This window comes from Rhodoferax potami, from assembly GCF_032193765.1.
Taxonomy (GTDB): Bacteria; Pseudomonadota; Gammaproteobacteria; order Burkholderiales; family Burkholderiaceae_C; genus Allorhodoferax; species Allorhodoferax potami.
This window is the reverse complement of sequence record NZ_JAVBIJ010000001.1, coordinates 3,072,494-3,090,979: the sequence shown is the minus strand read 5'-3', so window position 1 is coordinate 3,090,979 and position 18,486 is coordinate 3,072,494. Positions and strand designations below refer to the sequence as shown.

The 18,486-nt window shown below is 60.1% G+C and carries 20 protein-coding genes; 16 read left to right on the top strand and 4 right to left on the bottom strand.

What is annotated here, in order from left to right:
- Positions 1-88: 88 nt before the first annotated feature.
- The 13 genes from RAE21_RS14870 (at position 89) to RAE21_RS14810 (ending at position 13,041) form a co-directional block, all read left to right on the top strand.
- Positions 89-724, top strand: a complete 636-nt coding sequence (locus RAE21_RS14870; RefSeq protein WP_313882035.1) for a response regulator — start codon at positions 89-91, stop codon at positions 722-724.
- 48 nt (positions 725-772) lie between these two features.
- On the top strand, positions 773-2,017 hold the full coding sequence (locus RAE21_RS14865) for a DEAD/DEAH box helicase (protein ID WP_313882034.1): 1,245 nt from the start codon (positions 773-775) through the stop codon (positions 2,015-2,017).
- A gap of 56 nt (positions 2,018-2,073) precedes the next feature.
- Positions 2,074-2,577: a low molecular weight protein-tyrosine-phosphatase gene (locus tag RAE21_RS14860; protein ID WP_313882033.1), complete on the top strand. Its 504-nt coding sequence runs from the start codon at positions 2,074-2,076 to the stop codon at positions 2,575-2,577.
- 16 nt (positions 2,578-2,593) lie between these two features.
- Positions 2,594-2,923, top strand: a complete 330-nt coding sequence (locus RAE21_RS14855) for an ATPase with chaperone activity (protein ID WP_313882032.1) — start codon at positions 2,594-2,596, stop codon at positions 2,921-2,923.
- 217 nt (positions 2,924-3,140) lie between these two features.
- Positions 3,141-4,145 carry an ABC transporter ATP-binding protein gene (locus RAE21_RS14850; protein WP_313882031.1) on the top strand — a complete coding sequence of 335 codons (1,005 nt, stop codon included), beginning with the start codon at positions 3,141-3,143 and terminating at the stop codon, positions 4,143-4,145.
- 58 nt (positions 4,146-4,203) lie between these two features.
- Positions 4,204-5,505, top strand: coding sequence for an ABC transporter substrate-binding protein (locus RAE21_RS14845; RefSeq protein WP_313882030.1), 1,302 nt, complete (start codon positions 4,204-4,206; stop codon positions 5,503-5,505).
- A 103-nt stretch (positions 5,506-5,608) separates the two neighbouring features.
- Positions 5,609-6,613 (top strand): carbohydrate ABC transporter permease, encoded by a 1,005-nt coding sequence (locus RAE21_RS14840; protein ID WP_313882029.1) that lies wholly within the window; start codon positions 5,609-5,611, stop codon positions 6,611-6,613.
- Positions 6,610-7,782: a carbohydrate ABC transporter permease gene (locus tag RAE21_RS14835; protein WP_313882028.1), complete on the top strand. Its 1,173-nt coding sequence runs from the start codon at positions 6,610-6,612 to the stop codon at positions 7,780-7,782. Before RAE21_RS14840 ends, RAE21_RS14835 begins: the two co-directional genes overlap by 4 nt.
- 72 nt (positions 7,783-7,854) lie before the next feature.
- Positions 7,855-9,507: an alpha-glucosidase family protein gene (locus RAE21_RS14830; RefSeq protein WP_313882027.1), complete on the top strand. Its 1,653-nt coding sequence runs from the start codon at positions 7,855-7,857 to the stop codon at positions 9,505-9,507.
- A gap of 36 nt (positions 9,508-9,543) precedes the next feature.
- Positions 9,544-10,404 (top strand): MATE family efflux transporter, encoded by an 861-nt coding sequence (locus RAE21_RS14825; protein WP_313882026.1) that lies wholly within the window; start codon positions 9,544-9,546, stop codon positions 10,402-10,404.
- An 80-nt stretch (positions 10,405-10,484) separates the two neighbouring features.
- Complete coding sequence (istA, locus tag RAE21_RS14820; RefSeq protein ID WP_428984048.1) at positions 10,485-11,558, top strand: IS21 family transposase; 1,074 nt, start codon at positions 10,485-10,487, stop codon at positions 11,556-11,558.
- Complete coding sequence (gene istB, locus RAE21_RS14815; protein ID WP_313879687.1) at positions 11,555-12,382, top strand: IS21-like element helper ATPase IstB; 828 nt, start codon at positions 11,555-11,557, stop codon at positions 12,380-12,382. The genes istA and istB overlap by 4 nt, the downstream gene beginning before the upstream one ends.
- A 137-nt stretch (positions 12,383-12,519) precedes the next feature.
- Positions 12,520-13,041 carry an MATE family efflux transporter gene (locus tag RAE21_RS14810; protein ID WP_313882025.1) on the top strand — a complete coding sequence of 174 codons (522 nt, stop codon included), beginning with the start codon at positions 12,520-12,522 and terminating at the stop codon, positions 13,039-13,041.
- Positions 13,042-13,050: 9 nt separating this feature from the next.
- Here RAE21_RS14810 and RAE21_RS14805 read toward each other — a convergent pair whose 3' ends face one another.
- The 3 genes from RAE21_RS14805 to RAE21_RS14795 form a co-directional block, all read right to left on the bottom strand.
- Positions 13,051-13,938 carry an SMP-30/gluconolactonase/LRE family protein gene (locus RAE21_RS14805; RefSeq protein WP_313882024.1) on the bottom strand — a complete coding sequence of 296 codons (888 nt, stop codon included), beginning with the start codon at positions 13,936-13,938 and terminating at the stop codon, positions 13,051-13,053.
- Positions 13,929-14,708, bottom strand: coding sequence for an SDR family NAD(P)-dependent oxidoreductase (locus RAE21_RS14800; RefSeq protein WP_313882023.1), 780 nt, complete (start codon positions 14,706-14,708; stop codon positions 13,929-13,931). The genes RAE21_RS14805 and RAE21_RS14800 overlap by 10 nt, the downstream gene beginning before the upstream one ends.
- Positions 14,709-14,780: 72 nt before the next feature.
- Entirely contained in the window at positions 14,781-15,539 is a 759-nt protein-coding gene (locus tag RAE21_RS14795) for a FadR/GntR family transcriptional regulator (RefSeq protein WP_313882022.1), read from the bottom strand.
- Between the two features lie 58 nt (positions 15,540-15,597).
- On the opposite strand from RAE21_RS14795, the gene RAE21_RS14790 reads away from it, so the two are divergent.
- Both RAE21_RS14790 and RAE21_RS14785 read left to right on the top strand, forming a co-directional pair.
- On the top strand, positions 15,598-16,506 hold the full coding sequence (locus RAE21_RS14790) for a 2-dehydro-3-deoxygalactonokinase (protein ID WP_313882021.1): 909 nt from the start codon (positions 15,598-15,600) through the stop codon (positions 16,504-16,506).
- Positions 16,506-17,144 (top strand): 2-dehydro-3-deoxy-6-phosphogalactonate aldolase, encoded by a 639-nt coding sequence (locus tag RAE21_RS14785; RefSeq protein ID WP_313882020.1) that lies wholly within the window; start codon positions 16,506-16,508, stop codon positions 17,142-17,144. The genes RAE21_RS14790 and RAE21_RS14785 overlap by 1 nt, the downstream gene beginning before the upstream one ends.
- Here the strand turns inward: RAE21_RS14785 and rsmI are convergent.
- On the bottom strand, positions 17,141-18,064 hold the full coding sequence (gene rsmI, locus RAE21_RS14780; protein ID WP_313882019.1) for a 16S rRNA (cytidine(1402)-2'-O)-methyltransferase: 924 nt from the start codon (positions 18,062-18,064) through the stop codon (positions 17,141-17,143). The genes RAE21_RS14785 and rsmI overlap by 4 nt on opposite strands.
- Here rsmI and RAE21_RS14775 point away from each other — a divergent pair, their 5' ends adjacent.
- A complete protein-coding gene (locus tag RAE21_RS14775) occupies positions 18,065-18,451 on the top strand; it encodes a YraN family protein (protein ID WP_313882018.1) in 387 nt (128 codons plus the stop codon). It begins immediately after the preceding gene.
- Positions 18,452-18,486 lie beyond the last annotated feature (35 nt).

Below are 18,486 nucleotides of genomic sequence, written 5' to 3'. Positions count from 1 at the left end.
GCGTGTGTCGAATAAAATGCAATGGAAGCCCCAAAACTGAAAGATTTAAATTCGGTCGCGGTTCCCAGAGCCTTTTAATCCCTTTGCCATGACTAACAGCAGCGACGTTCTGACGACACAACAAGCAGCCCGTATCCTCGGGCTGTCCACCACATCGGTGCAGAAAATGGTCATCAGCGGCGAGTTGGAAGCTTGGGTCACTCCCGGGGGGCATCGCCGCATCTTTCGCAGCGCCATCGACAAGCTGGTGCAGTCGCGCGGTACCGCCGCCCCCACGGAAACCGGTGCGCGCCCCCTGCGTGTGTTGCTCGCCGAGGATGATCCTATCCAAGTGGCTTACTTTCAGGCCCTGTTGGCGTGTGGCGGCCACGATGTGGCTCTGACGGTTGCCAACGACGCATCGCAAGCGCTGATTCAGTTGGAGCGTCAGCGCCCGGACTTGGTCGTCACCGATTTGATGATGACGCCTTTTGACGGCTACCACCTGATCAACGCCATGGCGCAAGAGAGCGCCTACCAACCGATCGAGGTCATTGTGCTCACCGCGCTGACCCGTAAGGAAGTCGAAGAAGACGGCCGCTTGCCTAACTGGGTGACGCTGTACCAAAAACCTCTGCAGGCAGAGCGCTTGTTGGGTTACCTCGACGCGCTCGCCACCCGCTTGAACCGCGCGGGCCAATTTATCCAAGCGCCTGCACAGCCCAAACGCGGCCCTGCGGCCTGAACGCTCACGGGGGCTCGTGCCGCCGTGGCTGCCACTGAGTAACCCGACATGTCATTTTCAAATTTAGGCCTTAGCGCCCCACTGGCCTCTGCTATGGAGCGGCAGTTTGCTGCGCCCACGCCGGTGCAAGCAGCCTCCCTTCCTGCCGCACTTGCGGGCCGTGATGTGCTGGTCTGCGCCCAGACGGGCTCTGGCAAAACAGCCGCCTTTGCGCTGGCGGTGCTGCAGCGCTGGGTGGTAGAGTCGTCGTCCGCTGGGCGTAACCCCCAAACCTTGGTGTTGGTGCCCACGCGGGAGCTCGCCGTTCAGGTGGGCGGCGTCCTGTCCGGCCTGGCGCGCGATGCCGGCCTTGGCGTCAAGGTCTCGGTCGTCTTCGGTGGTGTGTCGATCAACCCGCAAATGATGGCCTTGCGGGGTGGCACTGATATCGTGATTGCCACCACCGGCCGCTTGCTGGATCTGGTCGAACGCAATGCTGTGCGCCTGGACCAGATTCGCTGCCTGGTTCTGGATGAGGCCGACCGGATGCTCGATTTGGGTTTCGCCGAAGAGCTGGACCGGATTGACGCGCTACTCCCTGAGCGGCACCAAAGCCTGCTGTTTTCTGCCACCTTCGGCCCTGCAGTGCGCAGCCTTGCCGAGTCGCGCTTGCGGGATCCTGAGAGCATCACACTCGACACCGAAGAGCAAGCGCCGCCCGATATCCTGCAGCGAGCCATCCGGGTGGATGCCAATCGCCGCACGCAGCTCTTGCGGCACTTGGTCACGGCCGAAGCCTGGCCGCGTGCGCTGGTATTTGTGGCGACCAAATATGCCGCAGAAATGGTGGCGGACAAGTTGCGCCGCGCTGGATTGCAGGCAGAGCCGTTTCACGCCCAGTTAAGCCAGGGCAAGCGCAGTCAGGTGTTGTTTGATTTCAAGGCCAGTGTGGTGCAAGTGGTGGTGGCTACCGATGTGGCTGCCCGTGGTGTGGATATTGCCGGGCTGCCGGTAGTGGTGAATTACGACCTGCCACGTGCCGCAGCAGACTATGTGCATCGCATCGGCCGTACTGCGCGTGCGGGCAAAACCGGTACCGCGGTCAGCTTTGTGAGTGCAGAAACCGCCGCACATTTCGCCTTGATCGAAAAGCGCAATGCCCTCACCGTGCCGCAAGAAGAGGTGCCGGGCTTTGAGCCTGCGCAGGCGTTGCCGGCCATCAGCGCTGATCGCGCAGCGGGCGGAATCAAGGGTCACCGGCCCAGTAAAAAAGACAAATTGCGCGCAGCCGGCCTGCTGCCGCGATTGCAGTAACGCTATAAAAATAATAGCTACTCGCGCAATATTTATGAGCGCTAGCAGTCAATTTCATGCCTAAGTCCACTGCGCCCACGACTTTGCTGTTTGTCTGCATGGGCAACATCTGCCGGAGCCCTACGGCCCATGGCGTCATGCGCCACAAAGCGCTGGCACAGGGTTGGGGTGCCGATGTCTTGCGGATCGATTCTGCAGGCACCCACAACTATCACCCCGGTGCGGCGCCCGATCCCCGCAGCTTGCAACACGCAGTCCGCCGCGGATACGCGTTTGCCGACCTGCGGGCCAGGCAGCTGGAGGCTGGTGATTTTGCAAGCGCCGACCTCATTCTGGTGATGGACTGGGACAACCTCGCGCTCGTCGAGGCGCAGTGCCCCGACTACAACCATCACAAAGTGCGCAGGCTGACCGAGTTCTGTATCCGCCACGATGCAAGCGTGGTTCCTGATCCGTATTACGGCGGAGATGCTGGTTTTGAGCAAGTGCTGGATCTGGTGGAAGACGCCTGCGACGGCCTCCTGGCCCACATCGCCCGTCAGCAAGCCCGCACGAAATAGGCGCTGACAATGGGGTATGAACGAATACACCCCCTCCATTGAAATTCCCCCCTCATTTCTCCAGCTGTACGTGGTGCCGGGCCGCACCAAACCGTCTGCCCCCTTGTCCCAGGTGTTGAGCGAGTACGAGCTCTGCGAAGACATGGCCCAAATGCTGGCCCCGACTGCGGCAGACATGCAATTCAAGCTCGGTGTTACCGAGCAGGACGTGATCGAACGCTGCTACCTGGGCCTGCGCACCGAACCTTGCGTGCTCAATCCAGCGCAATCTGCATGGGTCGTTCAAAGAATGGCTGAAATCTTGTCGTGGCCATGGCAAAATCTTGAAAACGTTGTCAAAGCGTAACTATCCGGTAACCAAATTGCCAAGCCACGTGGTTTAGCTCCGGTTGGCCGTCGGCGTGTCTCCTTTGTACAAAACCGATTTTGATTTTGTTGAAAAAAGCGCAAAAGCATCGATTTCTAAGGGTTTGCCCGAGGTGGTTGAGGAGGTAATTTAATTACCATCCAACACATCCCGCTGCAGTCTCACCAAGACTGGGCCCCCCGTCAGGAGCATGTTTATGAGTCAGTCTGATGTCCGCTTGCGCGGAATCATCAAAAACTACGGCAAGGCAGATGTCATCCACGGCATCGACTTGGATATCGAGCCCGGCGAGTTCGCTGTGTTTGTGGGGCCCTCCGGTTGCGGCAAAACGACTCTGCTGCGCATGATTGCCGGCTTGGAAGAAATATCGGGTGGCGACCTCAACATCGGTGGCGCCCGGGTGAATGACCTCGGGCCTTCCGAGCGCGGCGTGGCCATGGTGTTCCAGAGCTATGCGCTGTACCCCCACAAGACCGTGTTCGACAACATGGCCTTCGCCCTCAAGATTGCCAAAACACCCAAAGCAGAAATTGAGCGGCGAGTCCGCGAGGCATCCGACATCCTCCAGCTGACTGAATACCTCGAACGCTTGCCCAAAGCGCTGTCCGGCGGCCAGCGTCAGCGGGTCGCTATCGGCCGCGCGATCGTGCGTGACCCCAAGGTGTTCCTGTTTGATGAGCCCCTCTCCAACCTCGACGCCGCCTTGCGAACCAAGATGCGGGTGGAGCTGGCCACACTGCACCGCCGCCTCGGGGCGACCATGATCTATGTCACCCACGATCAGGTGGAAGCGATGACCCTCGCAGACAAGATTGTGGTTCTGAATAAGGGCCGGGTTGAGCAGGTGGGCAAACCCCTCGACCTCTACAACAAGCCCGCAAGCATGTTTGTGGCCGGTTTTATCGGCTCCCCCCAGATGAACTTTTTGGGCGGCGACATCGCAGCCCGCCACAACGTCGCCACGATTGGTTTGCGCCCAGAGCACCTGAGGGTCACAGAGGGTGGTCCGATCCAAGGCACCCTCAAGCACTCAGAACAGCTGGGTAACGAAACATTCGCCTACGTCAGTGCGGGTGCGTTTGGCGACATCACGGCCCGCATGGACGGCACCTTGGGCCTGGCGCCCGGACAGCCGATTGCCTTGGGTTTTGCGCCTGAGCATTTGTACAAGTTCAATGCCGAAGGCAAGCGGGTCGACTGATCTGCGACAGTTTTTAACGCGCCGTGGATGGGCTGCGGCGCCACAAGAGGAGAAGACGATGATGAAGAAAACCATGATTGCCGGCGCTTGCGCTCTGGCAGCAGCAGCCGTGACCGCACCGGCCATGGCAGCTGACTACAAAGGGCCAAATTTGAAGGGTGAAGTGGTCACCATCACTTGCCCTTGGACAGGTGCTGAAGAAGGCATGTTCAAAAAAGTGATCGCGAACTTTGAGAAATCAACCGGCGCCACCGTCAAGCACTCCTGCTCCCAAAGCTCCGAGCAGCAGATCGTGATCGACATCAAGGCAGGTTCCCCATCCAACATTTCCGTGTTCCCGCAGCCTGGTCTGGCTGCCAACATGGCCGCCATTGACGGCTTGAAGCCGCTGGGCGCCAAGGCCCAGGAATGGGTCAAAAAGAACTACGCAGCAGGCAGCTCCTGGGCTGACTTGGGCACCTACGCCAACAAGGCCGGCAAGAAAGAGTTCTACGGCATGTTCTACAACGTGAACGTGAAGAGCTTGGTCTGGTACATCCCTGAGAACTTCAAGGAAAAGGGCTACAAAGTGCCCAAGTCCATGGAAGAACTTCAAACCCTGACCAAGAAAATTGCAGCCGATGGCGGCAAGCCATGGTGTATCGGTCTGGGCTCTGACGCCGCTACCGGCTGGCCTGCAACTGACTGGGTCGAAGACATGATGTTGCGAACTCAAACGCCTGAGGTCTATGACCAGTGGGTCAGCAACAAGATGAAGTTCAACGACAAGCGCGTGATCGAAGCGATCGAAGCCTACGGCTGGTTCGCCAAGAACGACGCCTATGTAGACGGCGGCGCCAAGGCCGTGGCCACCGTGAGCTTCAAGGACAGCCCGAAGGGCATGTTCGGCTCCCCGCCCAAGTGCTATATGCACCGTCAAGCGTCTTTCATCCCCGCTTTCTTCCCAGAAGGCAAGGCGGACGAAGCCGACTTCTTCTACTTCCCCTCTTACAGCAGCAAGAAGCTGGGCAACCCGGTTCTGGGTGGCGGCACGATTCTGACTATCACCAAAGACAGCAAGGGTGCCCGTGCATTCATGGAATACCTGCAGCACCCCCAGTCGCATGAAATCTGGATGGCTGAAGGCGGCTTCCTGACACCGCACAAGGGTGTGGACCTGGCCAAGTACAAGACCGCCTCGCTCAAGAAGCAAGGCGAGATTCTGCAAAACGCCACCACCTTCCGTTTTGACGGTTCCGACCTGATGCCCGGCGCAGTGGGTGCAGGCAGTTTCTGGAAGGGCATGGTCAACTACTCCGGCGGCGCCTCTGCCAAGGAAGTGGCTGACGAGATCCAGAAGAGCTGGGACGCGATCAAGTAAGTATCTCCTCTGACGTCGCCTTGCGGCACGTCTTCAGGCCGGCGGCTTCGGCTGCCGGCCCTTTTGAATCCCCTTCCCTACGACACGCAAAAGCATTGATCCCATGACTGATCAAGTTATCCAGACCATCACCGCTGTACTGGTCAGTATTGCGTTCTGCTTGCTGTACTTCGCCGGCTCCAACTTCGTGTTGGACAAAATCGTCCAGCTGCCAGTGGGCAGTAAAAACGGACGAGAAATTTTCCGCTCCAACGTGCGGCCCTGGCTCTTTATTGCGCCCGCCCTGTTATTGCTGGGTACCTACCTGGTGTACCCCTTGTTTGAAACCTTCCGCTTGAGTTTTTATGACGCAACGGGAGAGCAATTCGTCGGACTCGCCAACTTTCGCTGGGTGTTCGCAGACCAGAATTTCTTGCTGACGATCCGCAACAACTTTCTCTGGTTGCTGGTCGTTCCCGCCGCAGCCACTGCTTTCGGCCTTGTGGTCGCAGTGCTCGCAGACCGCGTCTGGTGGGGTGGATTTGCCAAGTCCATGGTGTTCATGCCCATGGCCATCAGCTTTGTGGGCGCCAGCGTGATCTGGAAGTTTGTGTACGACTTCCGGGGGCCTGATGCAGAGCAAATCGGCATCTTGAACGCTATGGTGATGGGGATGGGCTTTGAGCCCCAGGCGTGGGTCACGATTCCGTTCTGGAACAACTTTTTCCTGATGGCGATTTTGATCTGGATCCAGACAGGCTTCGCCATGGTGATTCTCTCTGCCGCCCTGCGGGGTGTGCCGCACGAAACCATCGAGGCTGCACGCATCGATGGCGCCAGCGAGCTGCAGATCTTTTTCGAAATCATGGTGCCCCAAGTGATGTCCACCATTCTGGTGGTGTGGACCACCATCACCATCACGGTGCTCAAGGTGTTTGACATCGTGATGGCCATGACCGGTGGCCAGTGGGATACCAGTGTGCTGGGAAATCTGATGTATGACTGGATGTTCCGTGGTGGCGGCGACTATGGCCGCAGCTCTACCTTGGCCATGGTTTTGATGTTTGCAGTGGTACCGGTGATGGCCTTCAATATCCGCCGCTTCCGCACTGAGGAGGCTCAGCGATGAAAAAGTATTTCTCTCTCCCATCCTTGATGGCGCAAGCCTTGTTGCTGGTCATCGTGTTGATGTGGGTGCTCCCGACTTTCGGCCTCTTGGTTTCAAGCTTCCGGGAAAAGCAGCAACTGGTCAGCAGTGGCTGGTGGACCGCGCTGTCCACCCAAACCCGTGCAGACATGCGCCGGACGGCAGGGGCTCAAAGTCTGGTGAAAGAAGGTGAGCGCTACGTCATCAGCGGCCGCTTGTTCCCCGAAGGTGGCGGAATACAAATCAAGCAGTTTTCGCTCAAGTCGGCCAACCCCAAAGAGTTCGCCGTTGGTACGACAGTGGAAGTGTCGGATGGGCAAATCTTTGACGAGGAAGACGGCAAGCCCGACGGCACGCTGACGGTGAAAGCCGATGGAAGCTATCGCCTGGATCTGGACCAGCCCTATGACAAGGATCGCGGTGTCCGGGTGTTTTATGTGGCCGAGTCTCCACCCGTTTTTATGACCCAGAATTACGAAAAGGTGATCGCGGGTGAAGGGGTAGGGCAGGCATTCTTGAACACCTTCAAGGTCACGATTCCGGCTACCTTTATTCCGATTCTGATCGCAGCCTTTGCCGCGTATGCCTTCAGCTGGATGGAGTTCCCCGGCCGCAAATTCTTGTTTATTGTGGTGGTGGGCCTGCTGGTGGTGCCCTTGCAGATGTCCCTGATTCCGCTGCTGCGGCTCTACAACCAGATGGGCGAGGTTTTTGGCACAGAGTCCAAGTCTTACCTTGGAGTATGGCTTGCCCACTCCGCGTTTGGTCTGCCCCTGGCGATTTACCTGCTGCGCAACTACATTGCGTCCCTGCCACGCGACATCATCGAGAGCGCGCGGATGGACGGTGCTTCGCATTTTCAGATCTTCACTAGCATCGTGCTGCCCTTGTCGATCCCTGCGTTGGCGAGTTTTGCCATCTTCCAGTTCCTGTGGGTCTGGAACGACTTTTTGATTGCACTCGTCTTCCTCGGCAAAGCGCCGGACCAGGTGGTGCTCACCATCAAGCTCAACGACTTGCTGGGCTCTCGCGGTGAGAGCTGGGAGATCTTGACCGCCAGCGCATTCGTCTCCATTGCGGTGCCGGTTGCCGTGTTCTTCTCGCTGCAACGCTTCTTTGTGCGCGGGCTACTGAGCGGCTCCGTCAAGTAAATTTGAGACCAACCTTCCTTGGCGAATTTGCGCAAGCAGATTCGCCGTTTTCATTCAAGGGACCTTTCAATCATGGCTAAAGCAACTAACAACAACTGGTGGCGCGGTGGCGTCATTTATCAGATCTACCCGCGTAGTTATGCGGACAGCAATGGCGACGGCGTGGGCGATCTGGCCGGCATTACCGCCAAGCTGGACTATGTGGCCGACCTGGGCGCAGACGGCATTTGGCTGTCGCCCTTCTTCAAGAGCCCGATGAAGGATTTCGGCTACGACGTCAGCGATTACTGCGACGTGGACCCGATGTTCGGAACGCTCGATGATTTCAAGCAGCTGGTCGATCGCGCACATGCACTGGGCTTGAAGGTCATGATTGACCAAGTGCTCTCCCACAGCTCCGACCAACACCCTTGGTTTGTAGAAAGCCGCTCCAGCCTGAACAACCCCAAGGCCGATTGGTATATCTGGGCCGATGCCAAACCCGATGGAAACCCGCCCAACAACTGGTTGTCCATTTTTGGCGGCAGTGCATGGCAGTGGGATACCCGCCGTTGCCAGTACTACATGCACAACTTCCTGACCAGCCAGCCGGATTTGAATTTTCACAATCCCGAAGTGCAAAAAGCGCTGCTGTCCACCGTCAAGTTCTGGTTGGATCTCGGGGTGGATGGCTACCGCCTGGACACCGCTAACTTTTACTTCCATGACGCCCAACTGCGCGACAACCCCGCACGCGGTCGCCCCGATGGTGAGGACCCTGCGGTCAACGCAGTGAACCCCTATGGCTGGCAGTGGCACCAACATGACAAGAGCCAGCCCGAAAACCTGGCCTTCTTGCGTGAGCTGCGGGCCTTGCTGGACGCGTACCCCGACACCACCATGGTGGGTGAGATCGGTGACGACGACGGTCTGGCCCGTGTGGCGGAATACACCAGTGGAGGTGACAAGCTGCACATGGCGTACTGCTTTGACCTGCTGGGTACCGCGCACAGTGCCGCGCACTTCCGCGGTTTTGTGAAGCGGTTTGAAGAGGTGGCTCCCGGTGGATGGCCTTGCTGGGCCCTCTCCAACCACGATGTGGTGCGGGTTGCTACCCGCTGGGCCAGCACTGCGGCGGTTGCGGCGCCTGAGTTGTTGCGCCTTGGCGCAGCCTTGCAAATGTCTTTGCGCGGTTCCCCTTGCATCTATCAAGGTGATGAGTTGGGCTTGCCAGAGGCAGACATCGCATTTGAAGACCTGCAGGACCCCTACGGCATCACGATGTGGCCCGAGTTCAAAGGGCGCGATGGTTGTCGCACCCCGATGCCGTGGCTTGCGGATGCAGCCGATTTAGGCTTCTCCTCATCGCCCGCACCTGCAAAGCCATGGCTGCCCGTGGCCGCGACCCACCGGGCGTTAACCGCCGAGGCGCAGATTCAAGACTCTGCATCGCTGTTGCATTTCTATCGCAACCTGCTGCGCTGGCGCAAAACCCAGCCCTGCCTGGTGAGTGGTACCTTGGAGGTGCTGGATGCGCACCCTCAGGTGTTCGCCTATGTGCGTCGCCATGAGGGTCAAAGCATGGTCTGCGTATTCAACTTCAGCCCTGAGCCGGCCCAGTGGGTAGTCCCGGAAGCCTTCGCTGCGATGCTCACGGTGACGGGCAGTGGTCTGGGTGATGCAGTTCGCCAGGGCGCAGTGCTGCAGTTGCCTGCATGGGGCGGCGCTTTTCTGGGCCATGCCTGACCTCCTGCAGGTAAAGGGCTCGGGTACATTCTTCGAATGAGTACACCCGAGCGTTTGCGCCTGAATACGATCGCCGGGCCTTTGCTCGGCGAGTTTTTGTTGGGTATGACGGTCGCGATGGGCGGGCTGTGGCTGGCTTCGCATGAGTCAGATGCCGCAGCCGGTGCGTTCGGGCTGGTGAACCAGATCCTGGAAACCCTGAGCGTCGCTTTCCGGGTGCTTGCCATCGGCTTGGGCGTGATGGTGACGCAATATGTCGGGGGAGGGCAGCACGCCGCCGCCCGACGTGTCGCCCTGTTGGCCTTGGGTGCCAGCAGCTGGGTGGGTGCTGCGATCATGCTTGTGGTGGTCGCAGGCAACGACGTCATGCTCGACTGGTTAAACGCCCCGGCCATGGTGGCGTCCTTAGCCGCCCCGTATCTGCAATGGTTTGCACCGGCCTTGCTGCTGGATGCCTACAACCTCAGCATGGCGGCAGTGCTGCGCGCCCACCTGTTTGCCAAAGACTCTTTGCGGATCATGATCGCCATGCACGGCACGCACTTGGCGCTGGCCTTTGTGATCATGCGGGGTTGGGGCAGCTGGGATGGCATGGGCCTTGAGGGCTATGCCATAGCCATGCTGATCAGCCGCGCATTGGGGCTGGTATTGCACCTGTGGTTCTGGCGGGTACGCATGCAATTGACCCCCTCCAAGCAAGACTGGTGGCGGTTTGCGTGGGTGGACTTTGCGCCGGTGTTGCGGGTCGGGCTTCCGGGTGCCGGGGTCGAGGTCACTTACCGCGCTGCCTTCATGGTGTCGCTGGCGGCCACCGCCCGCCTAGGGGTCACGGCACTGGCCACCCACTCTTACACCTTGCAGCTGCTCAAATATGTGCTGTTGTCACGCGCAGTATGAAAATGACACGCAAACGCGGTGAGGAATTGATACACCTCGACTAACGTGCCAAGCCATCCGAACCATGGATGGGACTGGCAATGATTACGAACGAGGAGTACATGGAACTCAAGGTTTTAAGGAAGCACAGGCTGAGCTTGCGCGAGATATCGGCGCAAACTGGAATGGCAGTCAACACGGTGCGTAAGTATTTGGAGGGCGGTCCGCCGGCCATGAAGAAACTGCCGGAACGTAAAAGCAAGCTCGATCCATTCAAGGACTACTTGGCTGGACGTATTCAGGCGGCCAAGCCTGATTGGATTCCCGCAACGGTGCTGCAGCGTGAGATTGCCGCACAGGGGTATACGGGCTCCGTGCGCATCCTGCAGGAGTACCTCAAGGAGTTGCGTCCACAGGCGCGCCCGGATCCGGTTGTGCGGTTCGAGACCCAGCCCGGTGAGCAAATGCAGATGGACTGGATCGAGTTCCGCAAGTCTGGGCATAAAGACGGCATGTTGGCGGCGTTTGTGGCAACGCTTGGCCACAGCCGGGCGACCTTCGCGGAGTTTGTCACAGACATGAAGCTGGAGACACTACTGGCGTGCCATGTCAGGGCGTTCGAGAGCTTTGGTGGAGTCACCCGTGAAGTGCTGTACGACAACATGAAGACCGTCATCCTCAAGCGTGACGCCTACGGCAAGAACCTGCACCAGTTCCAGGGTGCCTTTGCTGACTTTGCGCACCACCATGGCTTTGTGCCGCGGGTGTGCAAGCCCTATCGGGCCAAGACCAAGGGCAAAGTCGAACGCATGAATGGCTACATCCGGCGCAGCTTCTGGGTGCCATTGGTGGCGAGTATGAAGCAGCAATGCTTGGTGGTGGACGCGGACACAGCCAATCGGGAAATGCGCACCTGGCTGCGTGACGTTGCCAATGTGCGGATCCACGGAACCACTGGGTGTGTGCCGGCACTGGCTTTGCAACAGGAGCGCACACATCTGCTGGCCATCCCCAGCGCCTACAGTGGGCGAACAGTGCGTCAATTGCAAAAAGTCACCGGTAGCGGCGCAGCAGTCCGGCCAATTCCAGCCGCGGCATGGCGAGGCCTGCAGCATCCTCTGGCGATGTATGACACGCTGGTGCACAACCAAGCCTCAGCAGGAGGACGACCATGAGCCTGCAAATGGAAAGACTGCGTGAACTGTGTGATCAGCTGCGCCTGCTCAACTTACCCGATCAGCTTGCCCACTTGGGGCAAATGGCGGCCAAGAAAGAGCTGGGGTACCTGGAGTTCCTGGAGCAAGCCTTGCGTGGCGAGGCTCTAGCCAGAGTGGAGAGAACACGCGCCATGCTCACGCGCATAGCGGGCTTCCCCGCCATCAAGACGCTTGATGAGTTTGACTTCCAGTTTGCCAGCGGCGTGCCCAAACCCCTGGTACAGGAGCTTGGCAGTCTGGCCTTCGTGGAGCGCAGCGAGAACGTGGTCTTGCTGGGCGCCAGTGGGGTGGGCAAAACCCACTTGGCCATCGCCTTGGGCTACAGGGCAACCCAGGCTGGAATCAAGACGCGTTTCATCACGGCGGCAGATCTGCTGATGACACTGAGCACGGCACTACGGCAGAACACCCTGGAAGAGGCTATCAAACGCATCGTGCGTCCCTACCGGCTGTTGATCATTGACGAGGTCGGGTACCTTCCCATGAATCGGGAACAGGCGAATCTTCTGTTCCAAGTCATTGCCAAACGCTATGAAGTGGGAAGTCTCATCCTGACCTCCAATCTGCCGTTTGGGCAATGGGACCAGACGTTTGCAGACGATGCCACGCTGACAGCGGCGCTACTTGACCGACTGCTCCACCACGCCCATGTGGTCCCGATTTCAGGAGACTCCTATCGCCTGAAAGATAAGCGGCGTGCCGGTGTGATTGCCGCCAGCAGCAATACCCTACTCAAACGAAAACGCAGTCACCTTGATACACAGGAGGAACAGGCAGCCTAAGGGCGCCAAGCAGTCAGTGGCGAGCCACTGACTGCTTGAAAGACAAGCAAAGACAAAACAGACAATCGCCCCACACAACGGTGTATCAAATCCACGCCGCGTTTGCGTTCGACAGCTGTATCAAATCGAAACTGCGTTTGACACTGTTGACCAGCATGGCCATCGGCTGGGCCTGTGAAATCATGGTGGGCCGCCTCGTCGGGGCCGGCGATTTGAGGGCAGCTAACGGACTGGTCCGCAAGGCGGTGCGCAATGGGCTGCTGGCCTCCGGCTCGCTGGCACTGTTTGCCGCGTTGGGTGCCCCTTGGTTGATGCGCGCTTTTACCAAAGACGCGGCCGTCATCGAGGCCGCGCAAACCTTGCTGTGGCTGTCTTTGCTGCTCGAGACCGGCCGCGTTTTCAATCTGATTTTGAACGGTGCCTTGCGTGCGACGGGCGACGCCATTTACCCGGCAGTGTCCAGCGTCGCATCCCTTGTGTTGGTGCTGGGAGTCGGCTCTTTTTGGTTGGGCCGCTTGTTCGGCCTGCCCGGGATCTGGTTGGCCTATGCGCTGGACGAGTGGATTCGCGGCTTGCTGTTGCTCAGTCGTTGGCTCTGGCGCGGCTGGCTGCCCAATGCACGGGACAGCCGCCGTCGCTTGCGCGCAGAGAAAAACTAACGCCTCGTATCAGCCAAACGCCAGGGGCAGCACCCCTGTCGCGCCGGTGCGCAGAGTGAACACACTACCCGACAAGGGGTACTGCGCCAATTCCGCATCACCCAGTCCCACCCTAGCTGTGGTCACCAGCATTGTCTGGAGGTCTGCGCCACCAAAACTGATGCTCGTCACCTGGCTCGCGGGTATCGCGATGGTCTGCAGGCACTCCGCGTCCGGCGTGAAGCACCGAATGCAAGCACCGCCCCAGAACGCGATCCAAACGCGGCCTTCGCTGTCCAGCGTCATTCCGTCGGGCGTGCCTTCGTCTTCTGAGAAAACCCGCCACACCGATTTGGCGGTGAGGTTGCCTGCAGCATCCAATGTGTACCGGTAAACCGTGTTCAGAAAGCTGTCGGTGTGTAGCATCCACCGGGCGTCCGGTGCAATTGCGGGGCCGTTGGCAATATAGATGCCGGTTTCCACCACAGTACATTGCAGATCCGGGTCCAGGCGGGCGAGCCGTCCTTTGCAGCGGGCCGGGTCGTCGTTGTCCATCGAGCCGGCCCAGATACGGCCGAAGGCATCTGCCTTGGCATCGTTCAGCCGGACGGACGGTTCACCAGGATGCGGCTGAGCCACCGGCTCCCAGCGCAGTTCTGGCTCCAGCGTCAGATGCACTATGCCGCTTTGGAAGCCCGCCATGTAGCCGTCCCCGTTTTTGCGGGGAATCAACCAGCCGATGCGCTCAGGCATCTTCCAGCTTTGGCGCGCATCCGTCGCGGGGGTCCAGGCGTGCAGAGCACAACCATGGATGTCGACAAAGAAAAAGCGTCCGGTCCGGGCTTCCCAGACGGGGCCCTCACCCAGCAGCAGTTCTGCAGGCCAGATGGCTTGGGGGAGTGTGTGATTCAGGTCCATCCGGCGTCCACCACAAAGTCTTGGGCTGTCACCATGCCGCTGTCAGCGGCCGATAAAAACAAAGCCATATTCGCCACATCGGCGCCGAGAATCCGGCCGGGCAGGCAATGGTTGTCCTGCATGGCTTTTTCACCCGCCTCATCGACCCACAAAGCCAGTTGCTTGTCGGTCATGATCCAGCCCGGCGTCAAGGTGTTGACCCGGATATTGAACTCACCCAGTTCTCGCGCCAGGCTGCGGGTCAGACCCACGGTCGCTGACTTGCAGGTCGCGTAGACCGGGTAGCCCTTGCCCTTGATCTTCCAGCTGGTCGAGCCCAGGTTCACGATGGCGCCACCGCCGGAACGCTTCATGCCCTCGGCAACCGCCTGGGCGGCAAAAAAGTGGGGTCGCAAGTTGACCGATACCCGCCAGTCGAAGTCTTCCGCCGTCACATCGGCAAGCTCGTGCCGCTGGTCATTGGCCACGTTGTTGACCAACACCGTGATGTCGCCAAAGCGCTCGGCCGCTGTGCCGATGGCCGCTTGCAAGGCTTTCACATCCGACGCGTCGCTTTGCAGGAACAGCGGTTCAGGGCCCAGTTGCCGCGCTGCCTCAATGACTTGCTGGGCGGCCTCGGCATTGCGGCCGGTGAACGCCACTTTGGCGCCTTGGCGCGCAAAGGCAATCACGATGTCGCCACCGATGCCAGAGCTGCCTCCGGTGACAAAAACACTGCGCCCTTGCAAGCTCGGGTACTGCGCGAAGTGGGAGAGGGTGTCCGGCTTCATAGGTCTCCAAGAGGTAAATAGACGACGATTGTAAAAGCAATCATCATACAAATAAAGCCTAAAAGAAGCCGCTTAGCTTGTCTGGATCGTGGTGCGGATCAGGCTGCGGGTGTCAGAAAGCATGCTGGCCATGCGGTGCAAGGCGTTCTGCGGCTCTTGCAGGCGGATCGCTTCAAACACCTTCTGGTGGTCCGGTAACGCTTGCTTGAAGTTGTCCGAGGTGCGCGCGGTAACACCCAGCAAAGACTCCAAGGCACTGCCGATAATGGCGGCCAGTGGCATCAGCAGCGGGTTGTTGGTGGCTTGGAGTACGGCGGTGTGAAAGGCCAGATCGGCTTGCACCCAATCGGTGATCGAAGCTGCCGACTCCATAGAGCGCAGCGCCTGCGCGATCGCCTGGAGTTGCTCTTCACTGCGGCTGGTCGCGGCCAGTGCGGCCGCGGAGGGCTCAATGATTTCGCGCAGCTCGGTGAGGTGTCGCAAAAACTCCGCATCCACACCGGTGGCGCAGCGCCACGCCAAGATATCTGGGTCCAGCAGGTTCCACTGGTCTTTGCTGCGCACCCGGGTGCCGATGCGGGGCCGGGCTTCCAGCAGACCTTTGCCCGCCAGTACCTTGACGGCTTCACGCAGGGCAGTGCGGCTCACCGCCAGCTCCTGGCACAACAGCTCCTCATTCGGGAGCACCTGCCCGGCGGGGTAGATGCCCCCTGCGACCCGGCGGCCCAGCTCATCAACCACCTGTCCATGCAGTTTGCGGCCGCTGTAGCGCGCGTGGGAGGCCGGAGTGGGCGGTGTTTTGGGATCGACAGGCGTCATGCGAATTGGCATTTAATGATCATATGTTTAAATCGGGGGGAAACCCATCTTCGTGAACTTAACTATGACTATGAGCCCAACATCCGCCATTGTCGGTGTGGACTGGGGAACTACCCACCGCCGCACCTATGTGATCCGACCGACGGGGGAGTGCATCCGGGAGTCCAGCGATGGCGATGGCGCGCTGGCCTGCAAAGGGCGCTTTCCAGAGGCGCTCACCGGCGCGCTGACCAGCGTGCAGGCTACCCCGTCTTTGGTGGTCGCCTCCGGAATGGTGGGGAGTGCGCTCGGGTGGCATGAAGTGCCGTATGTGGACGCGTCTGTGCCCTTGCAGGACTTGGGGCGCCATGTATTCAGGGTCCCGGATGCTCCCGGAGAAGCGCCCGTGGTGTTGGTCCCCGGCTATTGCATTCGCAACTCCGCAGGTGTGCCGGATGTGATGCGCGGCGAGGAAACCCAACTCCTGGGCGCTTGGGCTTTGGGCCATGTATCTGGTTGGTTCGTGCTACCTGGCACGCACAGTAAATGGGTGTTGCTGCAAGATGGGGTGGTGCGCAAACTCCGCACCTATATGACCGGTGAGCTCTATGACCTGTTGCGCAAGCACGGCACACTGGCCGCCGCTGCGGGCGGACAGGCTGAATGGGACGATGCTGCTTTTGCAGCCGGGGTAGATGCGGCCGGACACCATGCGCTGAGCCATGTGCTGTTTGGCACCCGGGCCCGTGTGGTCAGCAAAGACATGGCGCCGCAAGCCAGCGCCTCCTATTTAAGCGGCCTCCTGATTGGTGCGGAACTGAAAGATGTGCTGGGTGCGGAAGCCGGCGAGGTCCCCACGTTTCAGTTGATCGGCTCACCCCAGCTCGCAGAGCTTTACCAAAAGGCGGCGCAGCGCCTTGACTGCCGTTTTGACATTCTGGATGCCCGCAAAGCCTTTCTGGCCGCCGTGCAACACATTCATTCCCATTGGAGCGCTTGATGAGTTCTGTTTTCCCTTTGTTGGCGCAAGCCCGCCACATGCCTTTGATTGCCATTTTGCGCGGGCTCACGCCCGAAGAGGCTTTGAATATCGGCCAGGCCTTGTACCAAGCGGGCTTCCGAAGCCTCGAAGTGCCCTTGAATCGCCCCGGCGCTATCGAATGCATAGCGGCTCTCGTAGCTGGATTGCCGGCTGATGCCCTTATTGGCGGTGGAACCATGCTTACGGTTGAACAGGTGGACGCGGTGCATGCGGCCGGCGGCCGCTTGATGGTCTCTCCCAATTGCGATCCGGCGGTGATCCGCCGTGCGGTGGAGTTGGGCATGCTGGCGTCCCCCGGTGTGGCAACACCGACCGAAGCGTTTGCGGCCTTGGCCGCTGGCGCGCACGCACTCAAGTTGTTCCCGGCGGAGTCGCTGGGGCACGGTGGCTTGAAGGCGCTCAAGTCCGTGGTTCCCGCCGGGACCGATCTTTGGCCGGTGGGCGGCATCACCCCCGAGAGCATCGGACCATGGGTCAAAGCCGGCGCCACCGGCTTCGGCATCGGCAGCCAGTTGTTTGCGCCGGGTGTCACAGCGGCGCAGGTCTACGAGCGTGCCAGTGCCTATGTGCAGGCCTGGCAGGCTGCTACGGCCTAGTCTTCGCTGCCAGCGCCCTGCTTGAGTAGCAGGGCGCGCTCATACAGCGCGTTGCGCGGCTCGCCGGTGATATCTGCGGCCAGCTTCACTGCAGATTTGAGCGGCAGTTGCTCCAGCAGCAAACTCAAGACGCGGTCATCCGCCGTGCTGGCGGCTGCAGCCGCAGGGTGAATGACCAGCGCGAACTCGCCGCGCAAGCGGTTGGCATCTGCGGCCAACCAAGCGCTGAACTCGCTCGCATCCACGGTGGCCACCTCTTCAAATTGCTTGGTCAGTTCCCGGCCTACCGTGACTTTGCGCGAGCCCAAGGGCGCCAGTGCCTTGGCCAGTGCCTCCAGCCGGTGCGGCGCCTCCAGCAGCACCACCGCGTCGGGCTGCGCAGCAATCGCCGCGACCTCGTTGGCGCGCTCGGTGGCTTTGGAAGACAAAAAACCCCGGAACACAAAACCACCATGGCCTTCGCCCGCGGCGACCAGCCCGGCCACAGAAATAGCGGTCACCACGCTGCTTGCCCCCGGCAGCGGAACAGCGCGCAAACCTTCCGCCCGCACTTGCGCCACCAGCCGTGCCCCGGGGTCGCTCACGCCCGGCGTGCCGGCGTCGCTCACATAGGCGACACGTTGGCCTTCCCGCAGGCGGGCGATCACGGTCTGTGCCGCCTCGGTCTCGTTGTGCTGGTGCACGGCCAGCAGGGCCGAGCCCGCTTTGTCGATGCCGTAGGCGCGCAGCATTTGCTGGGTGTGGCGTGTGTCTTCACAGGCAATGCAATCGGCAAGCCCCAGTACATGCAGGGCACGCAGGGTGATGTCGGCCAGATTGCCGATGGGCGTGGCGAGGACATACAAGCAGCCTTGCGGATAATGCTGCGCACCGGCCGCATCTTTGGCGGCTTGGATGGCTGAAGAAAAAGACGCACTCATATGGGCTTACTTCCATCACGACCCGCTTCCCGCACGACCAAACAAGTGGGCGATGCGGCGGAGGAGCGGGCGTCGGGTTTTTTGCAAGCCAAGGGGCTGCAATTCGTTGCCCGCAATTATCGGACCCCCGGGCGGGGCGGTGGCGAGATCGACTTGATCATGCGTGACCGCGACGGCACCCTGGTGTTTGTCGAGGTGCGCAAACGCAGCCGCACCGATCATGGCGGGGCCGCTGCCAGCGTGGGGCATGTCAAACAGCGCCGCATCATCTTTGCCGCAAGGCATTACTTGCTCCAGTTGCGTACGGTTCCCCCATGCCGGTTTGATGTGGTGGTGATGGACGGCGACGCGGTCGAGTGGTTGCGCGCCGCCTTCGATGCATCCTGAATCCCCTGACAGGGCTCCGACATCAGGGTTTATAC